Raw genomic sequence first — 24,163 nt, 5'->3', positions numbered from 1 at the left:
CTTCTACAATCCGAATGACTTACTTTTGTACATGTTTATTCAGAGTTGTCCCGAAAAATGCTATACTTGTTAGGCTATAGAAATTTAAAGAGACTGGCAGATACACAGCTGCCATAATGAAGAAGGTGTTAGACATGTCCTTTGACGGATTTTTCACTAGAGCCATGACGGAGGAACTATCCGCCACGCTCAAAAGCGGACGAATTACGAAGATTCACCAGCCATATAAGAATGAATTAATTCTCGTTGTCAGAGCCGGAAGAGAAAACCATAAGCTTCTCCTCTCTGCCCATCCAAGCTATGCGCGTGTTCAGCTGACAGGAGAAAGCTATGAAAACCCAACAGACGCCCCAATGTTTTGCATGCTGCTTCGCAAGCATTTGGAAGGATATTTTATAGAAAGAATTGAACAGCCGGGCCTTGAGAGGCTCATAACCTTTAAGGTCAATGGGCGTAACGAAATCGGGGATCTCGCTCCAAAGCTGTTGATTATTGAAATTATGGGGAAACACAGCAATATCATCCTTGTTGATGAGGAAAAGAACATGATCATTGATTGTATCAAGCATGTTCCCCCATCCTTAAACAGCTACCGGACCTTGCTGCCTGGCCACCCATATGTTCTTCCGCCTGAGCAGGATAAATTCAGCCCATTGACAGACATGGAGAAGGGATTAACCCACCTTGATTATTTTGCCGGGCGATTAGACAAACAGCTTGTTTCAACCTTTCAAGGGATGTCCCCACTCCTCGCCAAGGAGATTACGTATCGAGCAGGATTGGTAAACAGGGAAACACTTCCCGAAAGCTTCAAAAGCGTAATGGAGCAGATTGATTCCCATCAATATGAACCAACCTTAATCAGCGGCGGGCCGAAGGAAGCCTTCTACCTCCTTGATCTAGAACATGTAAAAGGCTCAAAAAAGCATTATGACTCATTAAGCGAGCTCCTCGACCGCTTCTATTTCCAAAAGGCAGACAGGGACCGCGTTAAACAGCAAGCCCATGACCTTGAACGTCTCCTGCAAAACGAAAAAGAAAAAAATGAGAAGAAATTGCTAAAGCTCGAGGAAACACTTGCTGATTCTGAAAAGGCAGAAATCTTCAAGAAATACGGCGAGCTGATCACAAGCCATATATACGCCTTGAAAAAAGGCATGAAGCAAGCAGAGGTTATCGACTTCTATGATGAAAACCAGCCGAGCCTCACGATTGAGTTGAACGAACGGCTTACACCATCCGAGAATGCTCAAAAATATTTCGCCAAATACCAAAAGGCGAAAAAATCCGTCAGCTATGTAAACGAACAAATCGAGCTCACGAAAAAAGAAATCGATTATCTCGATAATCTCATTCACCAAATGAACACCGCTTCCCCAAGGGACTTATTGGAGATTCGCGAGGAACTCGAGGAAGGCGGCTACGTCAAGAAGCGCGTCAGCAAAAAAGGCAGCAAGAAAAAAGACTTGAAACCAACACTCGACACCTATGTCTCAAGTGACGGCACCGAAATTCTCGTCGGTAAAAACAACAAGCAAAATGAATACCTGACCAACCGGCTTGCACCAAAGAATGCCCTCTGGTTCCATACAAAGGATATCCCAGGCTCCCATGTCGTCATCCGGGATGCTGAACCATCGGACCAGACAATCAAAGAGGCGGCCACCCTCGCTGCCTACTTCAGCAAAGCACGCCAATCAAGCCAGGTACCAGTTGACTCAACCTTAATCAGACATGTCAAAAAACCAGCCGGCGCAAAACCCGGATTCGTCACCTATGATAATCAAACAACATATTATGTGACACCAGATGAAGAACTTGTGCTTTCATTAAAGAAGTAATGATTATTTCAAAAAAGATGCCTCCTGTAGTAGAGAGGCATCTTTTTTATTTGGCGGATGAGAAGGGTTTTTCTTGTCTCATTTGCGGAATAGAGGCAGGGGGCGTTGCTTGACCCAGACTTATCCCACTCCAGTCCCAGCTTTCCTACTCGAAGTCTGGGGGAAGCATGGGCAATGCCTGGCTTATCCCGCACCTCTCCCACCCCTTTCCCACCTTTCCTGCCCAATGCCTGGGGAAAGGGTGGGGAGTGCCTGGCTTATCCCGCACCTCTCCCACCCCTTTCCCACCTTTCCTGCCCCGAGCCTGGGTAAAGCATGGGCAGTGCGTGGCTTATCCCACACCTCTCCCACCCCTTTCCCGCCTTTACTGCCCAATGCCTGGGGTAAGGGTGGGGAGTGCCTGGCTCTTCCCACACCTCTTCCACTCCTTTCCCACCTTTCCTGCCCCGAGCCTGGGGGAAGCATGGGCAATGCCTGGCTTATCCCGCACCTCTCCCACCCCTTTCCCACCTTTCCTGCCCCGAGCCTGGGTAAAGCATGGGCAATGCCTGGCTCTTCCCACACTCCTCCCACTCCTTTCCCACCTTTCCTGCCCCGAGCCTGGGGAAAGCATGGGCAATGCCTGGCTCTTCCCACACTCCTCCCTCTCCTTCCCCACCTTTCCTGCCACGAGCCTGGGGAAAGCATGGGCAATGCCTGGCTCTTCCCCCACCTCTTCCACTCCTTTCCCACCTTTCCTGCCCAATGCCTGGGGAAAGCATGGGCAATGCCTGGCTTATCCCACACCTCTCCCACCCCTTTCCCACCTTTCCTGCCACGAGCCTGGGGAAAGCATGGGCAGTGCCTGGCTCTTCCCACACTCCTCCCACCCCTTTCCCACCTTTCCTGCCCAATGCCTGGGGAAAGGGTGGGTAGTGCGTGGCTTATCCCACACCTCTCCCCCCTCCACTCTCCAAAACCACAAAAGAGCCCCCGGCCTCAAGCCGGGAGCTCGTCATTCTTACCCTTGATTATCTATCTTCCGAAATAATAAATAGGAGTATGCCATTGGTATAACGGAGACCATTGCAACGACTGAAAATATGATATACATTTCATAGTTTGCTGGCAGGAAGAAGGTCAGCAGGATCATGACCCCGCCAATCATAAACAGCCTCCCGCCGAGACGGTGTGTTTTTCTCCAATTGGTTTCATCCATTAATGCCCACGGTGTACGGATGCCGAAGAAGAAGTTTTGCTTTGCCTGCTGCATATAATTACCGATGACTAGAAAGAGCAGGCCAACGAGCAGCACAGCCAAGCTTTTCATTGGGATGTCATACCCAAGAGAGGTTAGAAGAATCAGCATATTAATGATAAAGAATAAAATAACGATACTGAGGTTTGTCACATAGTAAGCTTTGGAAAAATACTTGTAATTCTTTTTCTTCGGGTCAATCTTCGGAATGGCTGTCATAAAGAGGTAGATGCCAATCATAAGTGCATGCAGGGTGAAGAAGGCCATAGCTTTTGGCTGATAGCCGTCTGCTCCATCTGCTCCCCAGTGAACCGGTACCTGCTCTGGCAAGGATGGGAAACAGACCAGCCATGTCGCTGCCGAGATGGCAATCAGGATGATGGATAGTAGATGTTTTTTCATAGTATCCCCTTTCTCTTAGTCTTTCTTCTCTGAGCCGGTAATATCGTAAACCCACGAAATCAGTTCCTGCAAAACGGTTGTGTTCAGCGAGTAATAGACATATTGGCCTTTTTTAATGTCATGGACAAGGCCCGCTCCTTTTAAGATCTTCAAATGCTGGGAGATACTTGGCTTTGACATGTCAAAATGCTGGTGAATCTCTCCGGCAGTTAAGTCCTCGTCTTTCAATAGGTCCAAAATTTTTCTTCTGGTTGGGTCTGATAATGCTTTAAAGGTATCGTTCATCTTGATCCCCGCTTTTAATTTACTTATAAAAAATAAGTATTTAAGTAATTACTTAAATACTACTAAATAAATCTCCTGCTGTAAAGGGACAATTGGAAGAAAATAAAAACCGGTGCGCCCTTTTTGGCTCACCGGTTTCGGTCTCTTATTTCCCCCACTCAGCAGGGTTGGCTTTCCATTTCCTTAAGCTTTCCAGTTCATCTTCTGAGATGGACTGTTTTTCTTTGGCCGCATCAGTCAGTGTAGTGAAATCTGTTAGCGAGAAATAAGGGATATCTGCTTCCTTAAATGCAGCCGTTGCTTTTTCCAGCTCGTATGTAAAGATTGAGACGACTCCTTCAACATGGCATCCGGCATCTCGCAATGCTTGCACACATGTAATAGAGCTTCCGCCAGTGGAAATCAAATCTTCGACAACGACCACCTTATCGCCTTCTTTTACTATTCCTTCAATCTGGTTTCCTTTCCCATGGCCTTTTGCGCTGGAGCGTACATAGACCATTGGAAGGTTAAGGATTTCGCTTACCCATGCGGCATGCGGGATTCCAGCTGTTGCTGTACCTGCAACAACCTTTGCTTGCGGGAATTTTGTCTGAATCAGCTCTGCTAGGCCTTGAGCAATCTCTTTGCGCACTGCGGGATAAGATAGGGTGAGGCGGTTATCGCAATAAATGGGAGATTTTAACCCGGAAGACCAAGTAAACGGATCATTCGGCTTTAAGGAAACAGCCTTGATGTTTAATAAATGTTCAGCGATTGTTTGTTTGTTCATTTGTTTCTCTCCCATTCCTTTAAGATTGTATGGTAGGCTTCAAGCGGATTTTCAGCCGCTGTGATTGATCTTCCAACAACGATGAAGTCGCTCGTTTGTCTTCTAGCCTCTGCTGGTGTTGCAATTCGCTTCTGATCACCTTTTTGATCATTTGCCAGACGAATTCCCGGGGTTACTGTCAGGAAATCCGTCCCTATATGTTTATGTATGTCCATCGCTTCATGCACGGAGCAAACAACCCCGTCCAAATTGGCTGCCTTTGCCAGCTGGCCGTAGTGCAGCACACTCTCTGTCAATGACTCCTTGATTAATTGTTCTTTTTGCATCTGAAACTCTGTCGTGCTCGTCAGTTGGGTAACCGCAATGCATAATGGACGGCATTTCCCAGCGGAAGTCCCCTTATCAAGTCCTTCCAAGGCGGCCTCCATCATCGCCTGACCTCCTGCTGCGTGGACATTGACCATATCAGCTCCGAGAACAGCAAGGCGCTCCATCGCCTTTTTGACCGTATTTGGAATATCGTGCAGCTTCAGATCCAGAAATACATCATGGCCCATTTCCTTTATGGCGGTCACGATTGATGGACCCTCTGCATAATAAAGCTCCATCCCAATCTTCACCGCTAACTTCTCATCAGGGAACCTTTTTAATAATTGCAGTGCCTCTTCCTTTCCGGCAAAATCAAGCGCGATAACCGGTGTATTGTTCATGCCGCTTCCAGCTCCTTCCCGTGCATTCTGATATATGCTCATACCCAAGTTCTTCTACTAATTCAGGCAAAGCGTCAATGATTTCCGGGCAGACAAATGGGTTGACGAAGTTTGCTGTCCCAACTGCTACAGCACTTGCTCCTGCGAGGAAGAATTCCACGACATCCTCTGCGGTCGAGATTCCGCCCATTCCGATGATTGGGATGGATACATTCTGTGAAACATCATGAATCATGCGGATAGCCACAGGCTTAATGGCTGGGCCGGACAACCCACCTGTCTTATTCGCTAACACCGGTTTCGCTGTCTTTAAATCAATGCGCATGCCGACCAATGTATTAATCATTGTCAAACCATCCGCTCCCCCGTCCTCAACCGCCTTCGCAATCGATACGATGTCACTGACATTCGGTGATAATTTCACATAGACAGGTACGTCTGATACCCCTTTGACCGCTTTCGTCAATTCCTTTGCAGTCTCTGGATCTGTTCCAAATTGAATGCCGCCGCATTTCACATTCGGACAGGAAATATTGAGTTCGAGTGCATGTACGTTGGGCGCTTGGCTGATCTCCTTTGCGGTCTCCACATAATCCTCCATGGCCGTACCGGCTACATTGGCAATGATGGGGACATCAAATGATTGAAGCCATGGCAGCTCCTCATCCATCACCTTTTGCAATCCTGGATTCTGCAGCCCAATTGCGTTCAGCATGCCGGCATTGGTTTCCGCTACACGAGGAGTCGGGTTTCCAAAGCGCGGTTCGAGGGTGGTTGATTTAATCATGATGGCACCGAGCTTGCTCAAATCATAAAGATTTGCGAATTCCCGGCCAAATCCAAAGCATCCAGACGCCGGCATGATTGGGTTCTTCAACTTCAGTCCGGGCAGTTCAATCGTTAATGGGCTTGTCATTAAATCAATACCTCCTCTGAACGGAATACAGGTCCATCACTGCAAATCTTCTTATATCCACCATCAGGTGTCTTGCACACACAGGCAAAGCATGCGCCAATTCCGCAGCCCATGCGCTCCTCTAGAGAAATGAATACCTTTTTCCCTGCATACTTTTGCATAACCGCTTTTAGCATGGGAGTTGGGCCGCATGTATAAATCGCATCATATTCTTCCAACAGGTCTACACTTGTCACAAAACCCTTAATTCCTTTCGATCCATCCTCCGTCGTAATAACCGTATCACCCAGCTCCTTGAACGTTTCTTCATAAAAAACATCCACAGCCGTGCGGAGACCAAGTATATGGGTTACCTTGACTCCATTCGCACCCAGCTCTCTTGAAAGCTGGAGGAGGGGAGGAATTCCAATGCCTCCGCCGATTAATAAAGCCTTGCCTCCCGGCTCCACCTCTTCCGGTGAAAAACCATTACCAAGCGGCCCGAGTACATCCACTTTCTCACCGGCTTTCTTCTCAGCTAAGCGCTTTGTTCCTTTTCCTTCCGCCCGGTATACAACCGTGAACCGGGATGATTCTTGATCAATCTGGCAAATGCTGATAGGTCTTCTCAACAATGGGTCATATGAGTCGGATACTTTAATATGGACGAATTGTCCGGGCATTGTCATGGAGGAGACAAGTGTCCCCTCCATCGTCAATTCATAAATATTCGGAGCAAGTAAGGTCTGGCTGATGACCGTCATCTGCTGCTGCCCAATCATAGATTTACTGCCTCCCGCGTTTTTTCCATTTGGTTCATAGGCGAGCTTGAGAATGTCATGGATTCAAGCACAGTAAGAATGGCATTGGCTGTATCAAGTGAGGTCAAGCATGGGATTCCATTCTCAACAGATTCACGGCGAATTCTGAACCCGTCACGCTCCGGCTGCTTGCCTTTTGTCAATGTATTGATGACCAATTGTGCATTTCCATCCTGAATAATGTTCAATAGATTCGGTTCAGGGCCGCCTATTTTGCCGACTACGGAGCATGGGATGCCTGCATCTGCCAGCACTTGAGCAGTTCCGCTCGTTGCAAGCAAACGATATCCGATTTCATGGAATCGGCTGGCTAGTTTAACCGCTTCTTTCTTATCCTTATCAGCAACTGTGAGGAGGACTGAGCCATGCTGCTTAATATGGATGCCTGAGGCAACCAAGGCTTTATACAGTGCTTTTTGGAGTGTATCATCTTTGCCCATGACTTCGCCTGTAGACTTCATTTCAGGTCCAAGCGTTATTTCAACCTGGCGCAGCTTAGCAAATGAGAAGACCGGTGCTTTTACGTATACACCTGCTTTTTCTTCAACCATGCCGTTTTCAAAGCCATGATCAGCAAGCTTTTGTCCAAGGATGACTTTCGTCGCCAAGTTGGCCATCGGCACATTCGTGATCTTACTCAAGAAAGGCACCGTCCGGCTTGAACGCGGGTTGACTTCGATGACATACACTTCATTATTGGATACAACATATTGAATATTGAACAATCCAATGATGTTTAGCCCTTTAGCTAGCTTGATCGTGTAATCCACAATGCGGTCCTTGATAGCTTTCGTTATGCTTTGCGGCGGATAGACAGCGATGGAGTCTCCAGAGTGTACCCCTGCTCTTTCGATATGCTCCATAATGCCTGGAATGACGACTGTTTCGCCGTCTGAAATGGCATCAACTTCAATCTCTTTTCCTGTTAGGTACCGATCAATCAAGACCGGATGCTTCGGATTGACCTTAACGGCGTTCTTCATATAATGAAGCAATTCTTCCTTATGGTCGACAATCTCCATCGCCCGTCCGCCGAGAACATAGGATGGACGCACAAGGATTGGATAGCCGATTGACTCAGCGACCGCGACGGCTTCTTCAACAGACATCGCCGTTTTCCCAAGCGGCTGCGGAATATGAAGCTCAGACAGGGCATGCTCGAACATATCCCGGTTTTCTGAGCGGTCAACATCCTCTAAAGATGTTCCAAGAATCTTGATGCCGCGTTCAACTAAGGCAGAAGCAAGATTAATCGCTGTCTGTCCGCCAAATTGGACGATGACACCCTCTGGCTTCTCTAAATCTATGACATTCATAACGTCCTCAATTGTGAGCGGCTCAAAGTATAATTTATCGGAGATACTGAAGTCAGTCGAAACCGTCTCAGGGTTGCTGTTAATGATAATGGCCTCATATCCGGCTTCTTTAATGGCCCAGACAGAATGAACGGTTGCATAGTCAAACTCTACCCCTTGGCCGATGCGAATTGGGCCGGACCCAAGCACGACCACACTCTTCTTGTCTGTCACAAGAGATTCGTTTTCTTCCTCATAGGTGGAATAGAAGTATGGTGTCTCTGACTCAAATTCTGCCGCACATGTATCAACCATTTTATAAACCGGGCGAATTTCCTTTTCTTTTCTCCAATTGTAAACGTCCAGCTCCGTACAGCCCCAAAGATTCGCCAAGGCAAAATCGGAGAAGCCGATTTTCTTCGCCTCTCGGCAAACCTCTTGATTGAACGGAGATTCCTTCAGCCTGCTTTCCATTTGAACGATTTTTTGGAATTTGTAAAGGAAGAACAGGTCAATTTTGCACCAGTCATGAATGGTCTCAATGGATAAACCTCGCTTCAATCCTTCTGCAAGGTAGAACAAGCGTTCATCTGTCGCTACCTTGATTTGCTTCTCTATTTCCTCATCACTTACCATACTTCCGCCTGGCAGCTCAAAGTGCAGGATTCCCGCTTCAAGAGAACGGATCGCTTTTAGAAGGGACTCCTCAAGATTGCGTCCAATAGCCATGACTTCTCCCGTTGCTTTCATTTGCGTGCCAAGGATACGATTTCCTTCTTCAAATTTATCAAATGGCCATCTTGGAATTTTCGTGACCACATAATCAAGGGCTGGTTCAAAGCTGGCATAGGTTCTGCCTGTAACGGGGTTGATCATCTCATCCAGCGTTAAGCCGACAGCAATTTTAGCTGCAAGCTTAGCAATTGGGTATCCAGTTGCTTTTGATGCTAGAGCAGAAGAACGACTTACGCGCGGATTAACCTCTATGATGTAGTAGTTAAAGCTATGCGGGTCAAGCGCCAGCTGAACATTACAGCCTCCTTCAATCTTTAGGGCACGAATAATTTTCAATGAGGCATTTCTAAGCAGCTGGTATTCACGGTCGCTTAAGGTTTGGCTAGGTGCGACAACAATGGAATCTCCCGTATGGATGCCAACCGGGTCGATATTTTCCATATTACATACGACAATTGCGTTATCATTGGAATCGCGCATGACCTCGTATTCAATTTCCTTGAATCCGGCAATGCTCTTCTCAAGCAAGCATTGAGTTACAGGACTGCTTTTAAGGCCATTTGCTACGATTTCACGCAGCTCTGTTTCATTTGTACAGATACCGCCTCCCGTACCGCCAAGCGTATAGGCAGGACGAACGATGACTGGGTATCCGACTATTTCAACAAATGCCAGTGCTTCCTCCAATGTATGAATAATTTCACTGTCTGGTACAGGTTCACCAAGTTCATTCATGAGACTTCTAAACAAGTCCCTGTCTTCAGCCTGTTCAATGGCAGAAAGCTTCGTGCCAAGAATCTCGACGCCGCACTCTTCAAGCACACCTGATTTCGCCAGTTCAACAGCGAGGTTTAAGCCTGTTTGGCCGCCAAGCGTCGGAACAAGAGCATCCGGTCTTTCCTTGCGGATAATCTTGCTGACAAACTCTAACGTCAAGGGTTCTATGTAGACGGCATCGGCAATTTCCGTATCAGTCATAATCGTAGCCGGATTGGAATTGACCAGGATGACTCGGTATCCTTCTTCTTTCAGTGCGAGGCAGGCCTGGGTCCCAGCATAATCAAATTCAGCTGCCTGCCCAATAACGATTGGACCGGAACCGATGACTAGGATGGATTTGATATCTGTACGTTTACTCATAGTGCTGCTGCCTCCTTCAATTTAGCCTGTTCAATCATCGTGATAAATTGGTCGAACAAGTAATTCGCATCCTCTGGTCCTGGAGATGCTTCAGGGTGATATTGAACGGTAAAAGCATCAAACTCTTTATGCTTCAGTCCCTCAACTGTTCCATCGTTTAAGGCAATATGAGTGATTTCCATTTCCGTTCCGATGACAGAATCAGGGTTAACGGTATAGCCATGATTTTGGGAGGTGAGTGCAACCTTTCCTGTACGAAGATCCTTAACAGGGTGATTGGAGCCCCTATGTCCAAATTTCATTTTTTCCGTCTCTGCCCCGCAGGCAAGAGCGAATAATTGATGCCCTAAACAAATTCCGAACAAAGGCACCTTTCCAAGGACTTCCTTAATCATTTCGATAGCCTCTGGAACATTTTCCGGGTCTCCAGGTCCATTTGTGAGCATAATGCCGTCTGGACATAAGGTCATGATTTCTTCAGCAGTTGTGTTATGCGGTACAACAATCACATCACAGCCGCGGTTATTTAATTCCCGAAGGATGCCATGCTTCATGCCAAAGTCAACAACTACGACACGATGGCCGCGACCTGGGCTTGGATAAGGCTTCTTCGTAGAAACTTTTTGTACTTGGTTTTTCGGAAGTACGGTTGCTCTTACTTGATGAAGCATCATTTCAGGGTCCTTCGTAATCGAGCAAATAACCCCTTTTACCGTTCCTCTTTCCCGAATCATTCGTGTCAATTTACGTGTATCAATCCCAGAGATTCCAGGAATATTCTTGATTTTCATATATTCATCCAATGAGAAGCCGCTTCTCCAATTGGAAGGAAAGTCAGCAACCTCTTTGACAATCAAGCCCGCCAAACTAGGCATGATGGATTCAAAATCATCGCGATTAATTCCGTAATTCCCAATCAGCGGATAGGTCATTGTAATGATTTGTCCGCAATAGGATGGATCGGATAGAATTTCTTGATAGCCAGTCATTCCCGTGTTAAAAACGACTTCGCCAATTTTATCTATTTCTCCGCCGAATGCCTCACCAATCATGATGGTGCCGTCTTCTAGGATTAATTGTCTTTTCATACTAGCATTCTTCCTTTCTGCCAAACCACTTTTCCTTCGACCATCGTCATTACCGGCCATCCTTGGCATTTCCAGCCTGCAAACGGGGTGTTTTTACCTTTAGAGAGGAATTCCTCCGGATTGATTTCATGCTCGCTTTCCAAATCCAGCAAGACAAGATCAGCCGGTGCTCCCTTTTCTAATTTTCCATATGTAAGATTAAACGCTTCTGCAGGTTTAATGGTTAAGAAATCAATTAATTGCTGCAGAGTCAGCACGCCTTTTTTCACTAGATTTGTATAGAGAAGAGGGAACGCTGTTTCAAGTCCCACAATCCCAAATGGCGAAAGCTTCATTCCTTGCGCTTTCTCCTCCTCAGTATGGGGAGCGTGATCGGTTGCAATGAAGTCAATCGTTCCATCAAGCAGTCCTTCTATTAAAGCTTGCTGGTCATCAGCCCCTCTGAGCGGCGGATTCATTTTATAATTGGTGTCCTCCCCGGCAATATCATTCTCTGAGAGCAAGAGATGATGGGGAGTTACTTCAGCTGTTACATGAATACCCGCTCTCTTCGCATCACGTACGCTTCTGACGGATTCCTTCGTACTAATATGGCACACATGATAATGGCAGCGGGCCGCTTCTGCCAGCAGACAATCACGAGCGATTTGCACCGATTCACATATAGAAGGGATGCCCGGCAGGTTATGTTTAGCAGAATACGTTCCCTCATGGACACATCCGCCATGGATGAGTGTATTCTCCTCGCAATGAGCTACAATCGGCATGTCGATCGCCGCTGCCTTTTTCATCGCTTGAAGCATCATATCTGCAGACTGGACACCGACACCGTCATCTGTGAAAGCAAAGGCTCCAGCTTCCTTCAGCCCTTCAAAGTCAGTTAGCTCCTGCCCAAGTTCTCGAATGGTGATAGAGGCATAGGGGAGAACACGTACTGCTGCTTTATCTTTGATTCTATTAGTCAGCCAATTCATTTGCGTCGGTGTATCTGGAACAGGACGAGTATTCGGCATAGCCGCGACAGTCGTGAATCCGCCCTTGGCAGCTGCCATCGTGCCAGTCTCAATCGTCTCCTTCTTCTCTCCGCCGGGTTCACGCAAATGGACATGCAAGTCCACGAACCCTGGTGAAAGAAGACAGCCATTAGCATCCATATATTCAGCACCCTCTGTGTCCACATTACTCCCTATTTCTTGGATAATGCCGTCCTCTATAACAATATTGGTTTTGACGAGAGTTTGATCCTCAGCCAACAATTTGGCATTTCGTATACATAGTTTCATTTAGACCTGCTCCTTCCTTATGCTCGATGCTGTTTTTTAACGCTGCCATTCTTGCGTATACACCGTTCTCCATCTGTTTGAAGATTCTTGATCTTTTACATTCAACAAGGGCGCTGTCAATCTCCACTCCCCTATTCACTGGTGCAGGGTGCATAATTATGCAATTTTGTTTCATTTGGCTTTCTCTTTCAAATGTTAGTCCATAATGGTCGAGATATTCTTCCTTTGTCAATGGCATTTCAACTGAATGGCGTTCGTGCTGGATTCTGAGCAGCATGAACACATCCGCTGTTTTTACAGCTCTGTCAATTGGTTCGTACGGAATATCGGAGCCATTAATCGTTGCCCAGTTTTCTGGACCTGAGAAGACAACTTCTGCACCGAGCCTCCTTAATGTTTCTGCATTGGAGCGCGCTACCCGGCTATGTCTGATATCACCTGTAATAGCGACCTTCAGTCCTTTGAATTGGCCAAATTCCTGTTTAATTGTCAGTAGATCCAATAAACACTGTGTAGGATGGTGACCACATCCATCACCAGCATTCATTATGGATAAATATACACCATCTTGTATTAATTTGGCAAAGTAATTATCTTCAGTATGCCGAATAACGACTGAATCAACTCCGATTGACTCTAACGTTTTGACTGTATCGTAGAGGGTCTCACCCTTTAAAACACTAGATGTATGGGCTTCAAAAGGAATGATTTCCAAGCCTAATTTTCTTTCAGCCATTTCAAAGCTTGATTTCGTTCTTGTACTCGGTTCAAAGAAAAGGTTGGATATGAAGTATGGTCTCTTTGGCTGCCATGTTTCACCTTTTGCAAATTGCTCCGCGTCTGACAGTAGCTGCATAATCTCTTCGATTGATAAATCATTCATCGTCAACAAATGTTTCATCTTTCTCATCCTTCCCACTCTTATCTATTTTCTTACTATTGTCGATAGATTTTTGCCAATGAATCTTTTCAAAAAAAGGCCCTCATTCGAATTAATACGAATCAGGGCCTTTGATAAGGTACAAATCCTCCTGCATCATTGGATTTGTCTTACCTTAATCTTTATCCCTGCTTTTTGAAAATGCTCAATCTGCTCTATTGTTCAGTTGACGTTTTCTCTCTTCCAGGCAATATAAGATTTAGTATGACACCGACGATGGCAGCAAGAGCCATGCCGGAGATGGAAGCATTCTCCGTTAGTTTGAGGAATGCTCCACCGACACCAATGATTAAGATGACGGATGATATGACCAAATTTCTGTTGACAGACAAATCAACTTTGCTGTCAATCAACATTCTCAGCCCGCTTGAAGCGATAATTCCGAATAGCAAGATGGATACTCCGCCCATAACCGCAGAAGGAATAGAGTGGATCAGTGCTGAAATTTTGCCGATGAACCCGAAGGCGATGGCGAATACAGCTGCTCCTCCAATGACATAAACACTGAAGACGCGAGTCAGAGCCATAACCCCGATATTTTCACCATATGTGGTATTCGGCGGTCCTCCAAGACATGAGGCAATCATAATGGAGATACCGTCACCGAATAAAGAACGGTGCAAACCAGGTTTTTCAACAAAATTCTTTCCAGCAATCTTGCTAAGCACCAATTGGTCTCCGATATGCTCCGAGATTGGAACAATCGCAATCGGTACCATAATCAGAATAATCTCCCAAGTTAAATGTGGAGTGTAATCCACAAACGGGACTGTGAAATTTGGTATTTGGAACCAAGGTGCATCGATTACCTTTTGGAAATCAACGATTCCAAAGAATAAGGATGCGATGTACCCGCCGACAATCCCCAGCAATACAGGGATGAGCGACAGAAAGTTTTTAAAAGCAACTGAGCAGAAAAGGGTAATGCCCAGTGTAATTAGTGCAATCGTAAAGTGCTTTGAACTATAAACCAGCACTTTTGCTGTTGAGTCCTCATACATAGCCATATTCACGGCTGTTGAAGCAAGACCAAGTCCAATGACCATAATAACCGGTCCGACTACGATAGGCGGAAGGAATTTCAGAATCGTTCCCGGACCTACAGCCTTGACCAGTAAGGCAACAAGTGCGTAGATAATCCCAATCAAGAACCCGCCGACGAGTGCCGAGCCTACCCCGCTGTTCTCATTTAAGAGCACAATCGGAGCAATAAAGGCAAACGATGAACCAAGATAAGCAGGAATTTGTCCTTTCGTGATCAAGAGGTATGCGAGCGTACCAATACCACTTGTTAATAAGGCAATTCCCGGATCAAGCCCTGTCAAAATGGGAACAAGCACGGTTGAGCCGAACATTGCAAATAAATGTTGCAAACTCAAGGTAAGCCATTGTCTTGGTGTTGGTTTTTCCTGGACATCAAGCCGGATGTTCGCAGGTTTTTGGGTTGTTTCATTCGATTCCATTTGTAATCCTCCTCTGAATTAAGAAAAAACAAGTTGTTTCGAGGAGAAGAATTCAAGCATCATTTAATTTTTACTGAACTCTCCTCTTTGCAAGCCTCTCTGGACTGCAATTAAAAAGGATGTTTATTCATAAATGGCAACCTGTTCGCCGCCATCCATTTCTTTAAGCTTTACAACGATTTTTTCATTCTTGGCAGTAGGAATATTCTTACCTACATAATCTGCACGAATAGGCAATTCCCGGTGGCCTCTGTCAACCAATACGGCCAATTGTATTTGGCTCGGCCGCCCTAGGTCAACAAGCGCATCGAGCGCGGCCCGGACCGTTCGTCCCGTGTAGAGTACGTCATCCACAAGGATGACTTTTTTATCCTCAATCGAGAAGGATACATCGCTTCCTTTTACTTCAGGTTCTCCGCTTTCCGTGTTCTTCGTTAAGTCATCACGATAAAGCGTAATATCCAGTTCCCCGACAGGAATCTTTGTTCCTTCGATTTCTGCAATTCGCTGTTCAAGCCGTTTCGCAAGGAAAATGCCGCGCGTCTTGATTCCAATAAGCACACAATCCTGCACGCCCTTGTTCCTCTCAATAATCTCATGGGCAATCCTCGTTAACGATCTCGCAATAGCCTTGTCATCAAGCAATGTTGCTTTTTCTATCATACGAAGCATCCTTTCTGAGAAAATAAAAAATCCTTTTGCCAGAGGCAAAAGGATTCAGATCGCAATCATCATAGAAAAATACAGTATTTCTCCATGTTCAAGTATCATCACGTACCTTTTCAGCCTCTCTGGACTGTATTAAAGGACTTATTCAATTAGGTATATCATACCCTCATACGTTGTACTTGTCAACGATCTATTCGTAAAGTATCCAAAAATTCGACAAAGTATTCAGGCAGAGGGGCTTCAAATTCTAAATACTCCTCTGTCCGCGGATGGACAAATCCAAGCACACCTGCATGAAGAGCCTGTCCATTTAAATCAACTGTTTTTCTTGGTCCATACTTCGGATCGCCTGCAAGCGGGTAACCAATATATTTCATATGGACACGGATTTGGTGTGTTCTTCCCGTTTCAAGCTGACATTCCACAAACGTGAAATCACGGAACCGCTCAAGCACATGGAAATGAGTGACTGCATGACGGGAGTTTTCATCCGTTACGGTCATGCTTTGACGATCGCGTTTATCACGTCCGATAGGAGCGTCAATCGTACCGGCATCATGAGGAATAACTCCATGAACAAGCGCCTTATACTTTCTGGTCACTGTTTTCTCTTGGAGCTGTTTGACCAATTTCTCATGGGCCATATCATTCTTCGCGACCATTAATAGGCCTGATGTATCCTTGTCAATCCGGTGAACGATACCTGGGCGCATTACCCCATTAATGCCTGATAAATCCTTGCAATGGTACATCAGCGCATTCACAAGTGTACCGCCTGTGTGACCCGGCGCAGGATGCACGACCATTCCTTTCGGCTTATTCACAACGATGACATCTGCATCCTCATAGTAAATATCAAGCGGGATATCTTCAGCCACAATATCAAGCTCTTCCGGCTCCTCAATCGTTACCTCAATCTCATCGCCCTCCTGGCATTTATAATTCGCCTTAGAGGAAGCCCCATTTACCGTTACATTTCCGGACTTGATCCATTGCTGCACCTGTGAGCGGGACCATTCTTCATTGATAAGGGAAAGGATCTTATCAAGCCTTTGCCCTTTTTGTTCTTCATTAATTTTGATCTTTTGATTGTCCATTCGTTAACTCCTTAACTCTTCTTTCTTCCATAAACATCGCGATAATCAATAAGACGACACCTACACATAAGGATGCATCTGCCACATTGAATACCGGGAAGCTGTATGAAAAAATATACACGTGGAAAAAGTCCACTACCTCTTGCCTGAACAAGCGGTCGATGAAGTTCCCGACAGCGCCTCCTAATATGAGACCAAGGGATACCCCTGTCAGCTTATCACCAGCATATTTCTTGATATAATAGATAATCCCAACGATGACAACAGCTGTCACGATATAAAAGAACCACATCTGCCCTTGCAGGATGCCCCACGCCGCTCCCCGGTTGCGATGCGATGTAATGTAGAAGATGTTCTCAATGACAGGGATGCTTTCCCCGTACTCCATATATTTCACAATCATCCATTTCGTTATTTGATCGACCAGTATGATTGCCAAGGCTATTCCGTAATATAAACGCAACACCTTACAAACGCCCCCCTGCCTGCTTATAATGTCCTGACTACGCATAAAAATTGTAGCATACCCTTCCATAAAAAACGAACCTGGACAAACAGATAGGCCCTTTCCGCATAAAGAAAAGGGCCTAAATGTTTCTACATCCTTATCCTAATTCCGGATATTCAGCATCTACCACAGTTGCGCATCTCTCACATAACGTTGGATGCTTCTCAACTTTGCCAACCAATCCGCTGATATTCCAGCAGCGTTCACATGTTTCGCCTTCCGCTTTTTCAATCAGAATTGCGGCATGCTCCAATTTAAGAGCATTTTCTGGTGCCTCATATACAGAGCCGGCAAGCTCCACTTTCGAAACGATGAATAACTGCTCAAGACTTTCATGAATGTCAGCGAGCAATTCTTTCATTTCTTCGCCAAGGTAGAGCGTCACTTTCGCATTGAGTGACTTACCGATTACTTTTGCATTACGCGCTTCTTCTAATGCCTTCAGGACATCATCACGAAGATCCATGAAGCGATCCCATTTCTCTTCAATAGCCTGAGCATTCTCATAGGTTTCAACAGATGGCATATCTGTCAATTGTACGCTTTTTTCTGCTGCATCATCGATGAATGCCCATACCTCATCAGCTGTATGCGGAAGAATTGGGGCAATCATTTTCACAAGCTTAATTAAGCATTCGTGCAGAACCGTTTGGATGGCTCTTCTGCCAGTGCTTGCTTCAGCATCACAATAGAGGATATCTTTCGCATAATCCAGGTAGAAGGAGCTTAAGTCCTGCGTACAGAAATTATTGATTCCGTGATAGACATCAGCAAATTGATAACGATCATAGCCGTTTTGTACTTGCTCCACTAAACGGTTTAGCTTGATCAGCATATATTGATCCACTTCACGAAGGTTTTCATAGCTTACTGCATCACTAGCAGCATTGAATCCATTCAAGTTTCCTAATAGGAAGCGGAATGTATTTCTGATTTTGCGGTACACTTCAGAAACTTGCTTCAAGATATTATCAGACACACGCACATCTGCTTGATAATCAACAGATGCTACCCATAGACGGAGGATATCTGCCCCCATTTGCTGGATAACTTTCAATGGATCGATTGTATTACCAAGTGATTTACTCATCTTACGGCCTTCTCCATCAAGTGTGAACCCGTGGGATAGAATGCCTTTGTACGGCGCCTTTCCTGTAACAGCTACAGCCGTCGTCAAGGAAGAGTTGAACCAGCCGCGGTATTGGTCAGAGCCTTCAAGGTATAAATCAGCTGGTCTGACGAGATCTTCTCTTGCCTCTAGGACTGATTGATGAGAAGAACCGGAGTCAAACCAAACATCCATGATATCCGTTTCTTTTGTAAATTTACCGTTCGGGCTGCCCTCATGAGTGAAGCCTTCAGGAAGAAGATCCTTCGCCTCTCTTTCGAACCAGACAGTAGACCCGTGCTCTTTGAATAATTGGGCTACATGCTCAATCGTTTCATCTGTAATAATCGCATCCCCGTTTTCTGCATAGAAGACCGGAATCGGAACGCCCCATGCACGCTGACGGGAAATACACCAGTCACCGCGGTCGCGTACCATATTGAATAGACGCGTTTCGCCCCATGCTGGAACAAATTTCGTTGCCTTGATTTGGTCAAGCAGCTGCTCCCTGATTTGATCAATTGAAGCAAACCATTGATCCGTAGCACGGAAGATGGTCGGTTTTTTCGTTCTCCAGTCATGCGGGTAGGAGTGTGTGATGAAATCTAGTTTTAGCAATGCGCCATTTTCAGCCAGCTTATCAGTGATTGCTTTATTTGCTTTATCATAGAACAAGCCTTCAAACCCTGGAGCTTCAGCTGTCATATGACCTTTCTCATCCACTGGAGCAAGTACGCCTAGATTGTATTTCTGACCGATCATAAAGTCATCTTCCCCGTGGCCTGGAGCGGTGTGTACGCAGCCAGTACCAGCATCAGTCGTAACATGCTCTCCGTTCATAACGAGGGAATCACGGCCATATAAAGGATGCTTAGCAACCGTGTATTCAAGCTCGCTTCCTTTAACGGTTTTCTCTACCTCAGCTGTTTCCCAGCCTAACGTTTCCTTCACAGAAGGCAATAGAGCTTCTGCCACAATATAGCGAGTCCCTTCTACGTTTACAACCACATAGTTTAAGCGAGGGTGTACGGAGATACCAAGGTTCGCCGGAATGGTCCAAGGGGTTGTTGTCCAGATGATGTATTTTGCATCCTCAGGCACCACGCCTTTTCCATCCTTTACATCAAAGGCTACATAGATGGATGCTGATTTCTTATCATGATATTCAATTTCTGCCTCAGCAAGTGCAGATTCACTTGACGGGGACCAATATACCGGCTTAAGGCCTTTATAAATATAGCCTTTCTTCGCCATATCACCGAATACCTTGATTTGCTCAGCCTCATATTCAGGCTTTAAGGTAATATAAGGATTTTCCCAATCCCCTCTAACGCCAAGGCGCTTGAATTGTTCACGCTGATTATGGATTTGTGTGTAGGCATATTCCTCACAAAGCTTACGGAATTCAGCAATAGACATTTCCTTGCGGTTCACTTTTTTATTTTTAGTTAGGGCCGTTTCAATTGGAAGACCATGTGTGTCCCAGCCAGGTACATATGGGGCATTAAAGCCGCTCATAGACTTATAGCGGACGATGAAGTCTTTCAGAATTTTGTTCATTGCATGCCCAATATGGATATTCCCATTTGCATATGGAGGGCCATCATGAAGGACAAACTTTGGAAGGTCTTTCGTGCGTTCCTGCACTTGTTTGTAGATATCTTCTTCATTCCATTTTTCTTGCATTTGAGGTTCTCTGTTTGGCAGATTCCCGCGCATTGGGAATTCTGTCTTCGGCATTAATAACGTGTCTTTTAATTCCATTCCATTCACTCCAGTCGAGATTCTACAATCTGTTAGAATCTTTTTAAAATACAAAAAGCCCTTCCATCCCGGTAAAGGGACGAAAAGGCTTGAATTTCCGCGGTACCACCCTTATAGAATACCATTCTGGTCAGAATAATATTCCGCTTGGAATTCGTAACGTGAATGACTCGCCTCATCCTACTCACCTAATCAAGAAAGGATTTCGAAAGAGGACTCGGGGATGATCTTCCATGCAGCGTCTTTTACCAGGCTCCCACCCTTCCCGGCTCGCTAAAAAAGATTGGCTGATGTACTGTTCCCGTCTTCGTTTTGTGATATTTTCAATTGATTCGTTAAGGTATTATATTCAATTATGACCTCAAAAGTCAAGAGGTCCTTACATTTCTTCTTCTAAATTAATATTAAGCTCGGTTGCATCGACATCATATTTCAAAAGCTTATCCCAATCCTCGCTGTTTAAGAGGTCAAGCTGAGCCTCAACGAGCATTTTAAAGCGCATTCTGAATACTTTTGATTGCTTTTTCAAATCTTCAATCTCAATAGCGATCTTTCTTGCTTTAGAGAGAGCTTCATTTACAATACGGTCAGCGTTCTTTTCGGCTTCCTTCATGATGAGCTTCGCTTCTTTTTGAGAGTTGCGTTTAACATCCTCTCCTGCTTCCTGTGCAATCACGATGGATTTATTCAAAGTCTCCTCAATGGTCGAGAAGTGCTCAAGGCGCTGTTCCAATTCTACAACTTTGTCTTCGAGTTCCTTCTTTTCTCTAATGACCAATTCATAATCCTTAATAATCTGGTCGAGGAATTCATTTACTTCGTCTTCATCGTAACCGCGGAATCCTCTGCCGAATTCCTTATTATGTATGTCTAGCGGTGATAATGGCATATACTGCACCTCCGAATACTAAGTCTTATCTATATTATTATACTATGCTTTCGACACGAATGGTGATAATCCTGTGAATTTCTCAATTATTTTTGTAATCCTATGACAACTTTCCATTTATCCTTTTTTGTTTTCCCCTCAATAGAAAGAAGTTTCATCCGGCCTGTTCCTCTTATGGAAAGAATATCACCTTGCTTCAATTCGTAGGAGGGGGATTCAATCTGACGATGGTTCACCTTGACACGGCCTTGCCCGATCAACAGCTGGCTTTTTTGACGGGAGAATGAGGCCGCATTTGCGATAATAGTATCTAAACGCAGTGATGATGACGTGATCGCCGCCTCCCTCCAAGTCTCCGTTACGTCAATGATTTTCTCATGGTTGATTGATTCACATTTCACACCTACATTGCCGACCTTTGTCAAATTAGCTTCCATATAAGGCGACACTGTCTTCGCGACCGCAAATTGAACCGTTTCTCCCTCAACCCATATATCACCATACATTTCCCTCTTTAACCCAAGTGACATCAGCGTCCCTAGTACTTGGCGATGATCAATCGTCGTGAATTTGGATGGATAGGACAACTGATAGAAAGCAATCTCATAGTCTTCCTCCTCCGGTGTATAATAGTCCGGATAAATCATCGCGCGCTTCCTTTCCGCATGAGGTGCCCCTCCGAAAAAGGAAACGAGTACATCTCCCCCTTTTCCAATGAGCATACGAATGATTTCTGCCTCACGCGGATTCAGGAAATCAGTCAATTTAGGTGCATATTGTTCCCTTACCTGATCAGCCCAGCCGAGCACTTGATCGATAAAGTCCTTCTCCTCTGGACGAAAATGCTGATAAATATCCATATTGGTCCTCCTTGCCGAAAAACAAAAGCTCCCAAGCCTTTTTCAGCGGGAGCTTACAGTTTTAGAAATAAAATTGTAAAGCGTAAATTCCTTGGCCTGCCAAATTTAAAACGATAATAGCCACTAATGGAGATAAATCAATCATGCCAAGCGGCGGAACAATCCTTCTAAATGGCTCAAGGAACGGCTCACAAATACGGGCAAGGAATGAGCCAATGCTCGACTCCCGTGCACCTGGGAACCAAGACATTAAAATATAAATAATTAATGCCCAGCTGTATATTTCTATTAAAGAACCTAGAATATTAATAATTAGACTCATTTATTTAACTACCACCTTACATCCTCCAGCTCATCCTCTTGCGCATAGCCGGAAATCGAACCAGAAACATCAACATTCTCAGGAGTACATAAAAAGATATTAGAGCCGATACGCTGAATATCCCCAGCAATTGCATAGACGGTACCGCTTAAAAAGTCTACGATACGGCGAGCCTGATCAGGAGAAATCCGTTGCAGGTTAACAACAACCCCGCGGCGGTTCTTGAGATGGTCGGCAATCTCCTGAGCATCGGCATACGCCCGAGGCTCAAGCAGAACTAATTTCGATGATTTCTGGATGCTTTGTAAACTTACGACATTTTGCTGTTTATGCGCTTGGTTCACTGCTTTATTTGTTGTTTTCATTGGAGTTGCTTCTTCTTTTTCTTGCACATATTCTTCTTCATATTCATATTCTTCATCATCAAGAGCAAAAAAAGTTTTCACTTTAGATACGATTGACATATTTTACACCTCTCTTTTATTCATTCCCTACCAGAGCAGTTCCAATTCTGACCATGGTTGAACCTTCTTCAACGGCAATCTCAAAATCATTTGACATTCCCATCGACAATTCGTGGCAAGGGGCATATGGCAACAATAAATTTTGTATTTGGACCTGCAGTTCTTTCAAATCTCTGAAACATTGTCGTATTTCAGCTTTATTATCGGTTAACGGAGCCATTGTCATTAATCCTATTACCCTGATTTTATCAAAACTTGCAAGTTGTTTAACAAATTCTATTGTTTCTTGAGGGGTTATTCCATGTTTAGTATCTTCTCCGCTGACATTGACCTGTACGAGACAATCGACAGGCTTCTCTGCCCTTTTTTGAATCTCTTCAGCAAGGGAGATACGGTCAAGCGAATGAATCACATTTACTTTATCGATGATGCTTTTGACCTTTCTTGATTGAAGCGAGCCGATGAAATGCCATACTGGCTGTTCGTCAAAAGAATCGCGTTTAGCGAGTATACCCTCAGAGCGGTTTTCCCCAAGATGATGGATTCCTGCTTCATACGCTTCTTTGGCACGTTCGGCTGTGACGTATTTCGTCACGGCAATGATCTTCACCTCTTTGGGATTACGTCCTGCCCGTGCCGCCGCCTCATTGATGCGCTTTTCAATATTATGTAGATTGCTTGCTACATCCATTGCGTCTATTCCTCCTTAAAGCCAATAAAGCCCATCATTCGCCCAGTTTTCCCTTTATCCCTGCGATGGGAGAAAAAGAGCTGTTCGTCGCAGCTTGTACAGAACCTTGTTGTGATGATGTTCTCTTTTAAGATACCGGATTTACGAAGAATTAACGCGTTGGCCTTTTTTAAATCAAGCGCGAATTGTGTGTCTGTAATTTGATTATAAGCGGTTTTTGTCTCTTCTTCTAGTATTAGCTCCAATAAGTCAATTATTTTTTTGTCGACCATGTAACATTTTGGGCAAATAGAAGGTCCGATTGCGACAAATATATCTTCAACAGGCACTCCCTCCACCTTTGTCCATTTTTCGACCATGGCAGCAGAGATTCCTCCTACGGTTCCTTTCCAGCCGGCATGTGCTGCGCCGACTAGGTGATGCTTAGGGGCGAAAAAGAACACCGGTACACAATCAGCAAATAAAAGCGTCAATAAAATGCCGGATTCACTAGTATACATGCCATCTGTCCGCTTTAGTGCCGTATCATAGTCCAAAGCGCCCAACCCGGCTTCTTCAGCCGTTATTTTAGCAATATTCGTTTCATGTGTCTGTTCAGCTCCTGCCCAGCGCTCAGCGGGCATATGTATGCTATTTGCCACTATTTTTCGATTCCTTACAACATCATCGGCTAAATCATGAACATGAAAAGCCGGATTCATTGAATGAAAAGGCCCTTTGCTGACTCCCCCGTGCTTCGTCGTAAATCCTGCCGTAAGTGAGGGACAATCAGCAATCCAAGGTGTAATGGACAAAATTGATTCAGATGTTTGTACAAACGGTTCCACTGGTAAACTCCTTGACTTTTTCTTTTATTTTATCATAAACCGTCGTTTTGCGCTCTA

Annotated in this window: 22 protein-coding genes and 1 other annotated feature; of the genes, 1 reads left to right on the top strand and 21 read right to left on the bottom strand. The window is 45.1% G+C overall.

All coding sequences use genetic code 11. The annotated features are described in order from the left end of the window. Nucleotides 1-134: 134 nt before the first annotated feature. Complete coding sequence (locus tag ACY8DX_RS07240) at nucleotides 135-1,841, top strand: Rqc2 family fibronectin-binding protein (protein WP_462406906.1); 1,707 nt, start codon at nucleotides 135-137, stop codon at nucleotides 1,839-1,841. A 1,000-nt stretch (nucleotides 1,842-2,841) separates the two neighbouring features. On the opposite strand, the gene ACY8DX_RS07235 is transcribed toward ACY8DX_RS07240, so the two are convergent. From ACY8DX_RS07235 to pgeF, 21 genes are all read right to left on the bottom strand, one after another. Continuing rightward, complete coding sequence (locus tag ACY8DX_RS07235; protein WP_462406456.1) at nucleotides 2,842-3,480, bottom strand: SdpI family protein; 639 nt, start codon at nucleotides 3,478-3,480, stop codon at nucleotides 2,842-2,844. Between the two features lie 15 nt (nucleotides 3,481-3,495). Next, nucleotides 3,496-3,765 (bottom strand): autorepressor SdpR family transcription factor, encoded by a 270-nt coding sequence (locus tag ACY8DX_RS07230; protein ID WP_439803405.1) that lies wholly within the window; start codon nucleotides 3,763-3,765, stop codon nucleotides 3,496-3,498. A gap of 145 nt (nucleotides 3,766-3,910) precedes the next feature. Further along, nucleotides 3,911-4,537, bottom strand: coding sequence for an orotate phosphoribosyltransferase (pyrE, locus tag ACY8DX_RS07225; protein WP_049671485.1), 627 nt, complete (start codon nucleotides 4,535-4,537; stop codon nucleotides 3,911-3,913). Beyond that, nucleotides 4,534-5,247, bottom strand: coding sequence for an orotidine-5'-phosphate decarboxylase (pyrF, locus tag ACY8DX_RS07220; protein ID WP_439803423.1), 714 nt, complete (start codon nucleotides 5,245-5,247; stop codon nucleotides 4,534-4,536). Before pyrF ends, pyrE begins: the two co-directional genes overlap by 4 nt. Beyond that, nucleotides 5,219-6,163 (bottom strand): dihydroorotate dehydrogenase, encoded by a 945-nt coding sequence (locus ACY8DX_RS07215; RefSeq protein ID WP_049671487.1) that lies wholly within the window; start codon nucleotides 6,161-6,163, stop codon nucleotides 5,219-5,221. Before ACY8DX_RS07215 ends, pyrF begins: the two co-directional genes overlap by 29 nt. Next, nucleotides 6,163-6,921: a dihydroorotate dehydrogenase electron transfer subunit gene (locus ACY8DX_RS07210; RefSeq protein WP_269431804.1), complete on the bottom strand. Its 759-nt coding sequence runs from the start codon at nucleotides 6,919-6,921 to the stop codon at nucleotides 6,163-6,165. The genes ACY8DX_RS07215 and ACY8DX_RS07210 overlap by 1 nt, the downstream gene beginning before the upstream one ends. Next, nucleotides 6,921-10,133: a carbamoyl-phosphate synthase large subunit gene (carB, locus tag ACY8DX_RS07205; protein ID WP_462406455.1), complete on the bottom strand. Its 3,213-nt coding sequence runs from the start codon at nucleotides 10,131-10,133 to the stop codon at nucleotides 6,921-6,923. Before carB ends, ACY8DX_RS07210 begins: the two co-directional genes overlap by 1 nt. Beyond that, nucleotides 10,130-11,221 (bottom strand): carbamoyl phosphate synthase small subunit, encoded by a 1,092-nt coding sequence (locus ACY8DX_RS07200; protein ID WP_049671490.1) that lies wholly within the window; start codon nucleotides 11,219-11,221, stop codon nucleotides 10,130-10,132. Before ACY8DX_RS07200 ends, carB begins: the two co-directional genes overlap by 4 nt. Further along, a complete protein-coding gene (locus ACY8DX_RS07195; RefSeq protein WP_462406454.1) occupies nucleotides 11,218-12,504 on the bottom strand; it encodes a dihydroorotase in 1,287 nt (428 codons plus the stop codon). Before ACY8DX_RS07195 ends, ACY8DX_RS07200 begins: the two co-directional genes overlap by 4 nt. Next, nucleotides 12,467-13,405: an aspartate carbamoyltransferase catalytic subunit gene (locus ACY8DX_RS07190; RefSeq protein ID WP_049671492.1), complete on the bottom strand. Its 939-nt coding sequence runs from the start codon at nucleotides 13,403-13,405 to the stop codon at nucleotides 12,467-12,469. The genes ACY8DX_RS07195 and ACY8DX_RS07190 overlap by 38 nt, the downstream gene beginning before the upstream one ends. A gap of 194 nt (nucleotides 13,406-13,599) precedes the next feature. Further along, a complete protein-coding gene (uraA, locus tag ACY8DX_RS07185) occupies nucleotides 13,600-14,907 on the bottom strand; it encodes a uracil permease (RefSeq protein ID WP_049671493.1) in 1,308 nt (435 codons plus the stop codon). 123 nt (nucleotides 14,908-15,030) lie between these two features. Continuing rightward, nucleotides 15,031-15,570 (bottom strand): bifunctional pyr operon transcriptional regulator/uracil phosphoribosyltransferase PyrR, encoded by a 540-nt coding sequence (gene pyrR / locus ACY8DX_RS07180; RefSeq protein WP_049671494.1) that lies wholly within the window; start codon nucleotides 15,568-15,570, stop codon nucleotides 15,031-15,033. A 188-nt stretch (nucleotides 15,571-15,758) separates the two neighbouring features. Next, complete coding sequence (locus ACY8DX_RS07175; protein ID WP_049671495.1) at nucleotides 15,759-16,673, bottom strand: RluA family pseudouridine synthase; 915 nt, start codon at nucleotides 16,671-16,673, stop codon at nucleotides 15,759-15,761. After that, nucleotides 16,648-17,136, bottom strand: a complete 489-nt coding sequence (gene lspA, locus ACY8DX_RS07170; RefSeq protein ID WP_462406905.1) for a signal peptidase II — start codon at nucleotides 17,134-17,136, stop codon at nucleotides 16,648-16,650. Before lspA ends, ACY8DX_RS07175 begins: the two co-directional genes overlap by 26 nt. A 142-nt stretch (nucleotides 17,137-17,278) precedes the next feature. Then, nucleotides 17,279-20,053 carry an isoleucine--tRNA ligase gene (gene ileS / locus ACY8DX_RS07165; protein WP_462406453.1) on the bottom strand — a complete coding sequence of 925 codons (2,775 nt, stop codon included), beginning with the start codon at nucleotides 20,051-20,053 and terminating at the stop codon, nucleotides 17,279-17,281. Between the two features lie 72 nt (nucleotides 20,054-20,125). Continuing rightward, nucleotides 20,126-20,370: a binding site (T-box leader), on the bottom strand. 62 nt (nucleotides 20,371-20,432) lie between these two features. Beyond that, the gene (locus tag ACY8DX_RS07160; RefSeq protein ID WP_049671497.1) at nucleotides 20,433-20,942 is read right to left on the bottom strand and encodes a DivIVA domain-containing protein; all 510 of its coding nucleotides are present in this window, start codon (nucleotides 20,940-20,942) and stop codon (nucleotides 20,433-20,435) included. A gap of 86 nt (nucleotides 20,943-21,028) precedes the next feature. Next, nucleotides 21,029-21,802 carry a YlmH family RNA-binding protein gene (locus tag ACY8DX_RS07155; RefSeq protein WP_049671498.1) on the bottom strand — a complete coding sequence of 258 codons (774 nt, stop codon included), beginning with the start codon at nucleotides 21,800-21,802 and terminating at the stop codon, nucleotides 21,029-21,031. A 61-nt stretch (nucleotides 21,803-21,863) separates the two neighbouring features. Beyond that, the gene (locus tag ACY8DX_RS07150; RefSeq protein WP_049671499.1) at nucleotides 21,864-22,124 is read right to left on the bottom strand and encodes a YggT family protein; all 261 of its coding nucleotides are present in this window, start codon (nucleotides 22,122-22,124) and stop codon (nucleotides 21,864-21,866) included. 8 nt (nucleotides 22,125-22,132) lie between these two features. Then, nucleotides 22,133-22,588: a cell division protein SepF gene (locus ACY8DX_RS07145; RefSeq protein WP_049671500.1), complete on the bottom strand. Its 456-nt coding sequence runs from the start codon at nucleotides 22,586-22,588 to the stop codon at nucleotides 22,133-22,135. Nucleotides 22,589-22,604: 16 nt separating this feature from the next. Next, nucleotides 22,605-23,279, bottom strand: coding sequence for a YggS family pyridoxal phosphate-dependent enzyme (locus ACY8DX_RS07140; RefSeq protein WP_049671501.1), 675 nt, complete (start codon nucleotides 23,277-23,279; stop codon nucleotides 22,605-22,607). A 5-nt stretch (nucleotides 23,280-23,284) separates the two neighbouring features. Next, entirely contained in the window at nucleotides 23,285-24,106 is an 822-nt protein-coding gene (gene pgeF / locus ACY8DX_RS07135) for a peptidoglycan editing factor PgeF (RefSeq protein WP_053103762.1), read from the bottom strand. Nucleotides 24,107-24,163 lie beyond the last annotated feature (57 nt).

This window comes from Gracilibacillus sp. Marseille-QA3620 (genome assembly GCF_054950035.1).
The sequence above is the reverse complement of the archived record's forward strand: the minus strand, read 5'-3'. Positions and strand labels throughout refer to the sequence as shown.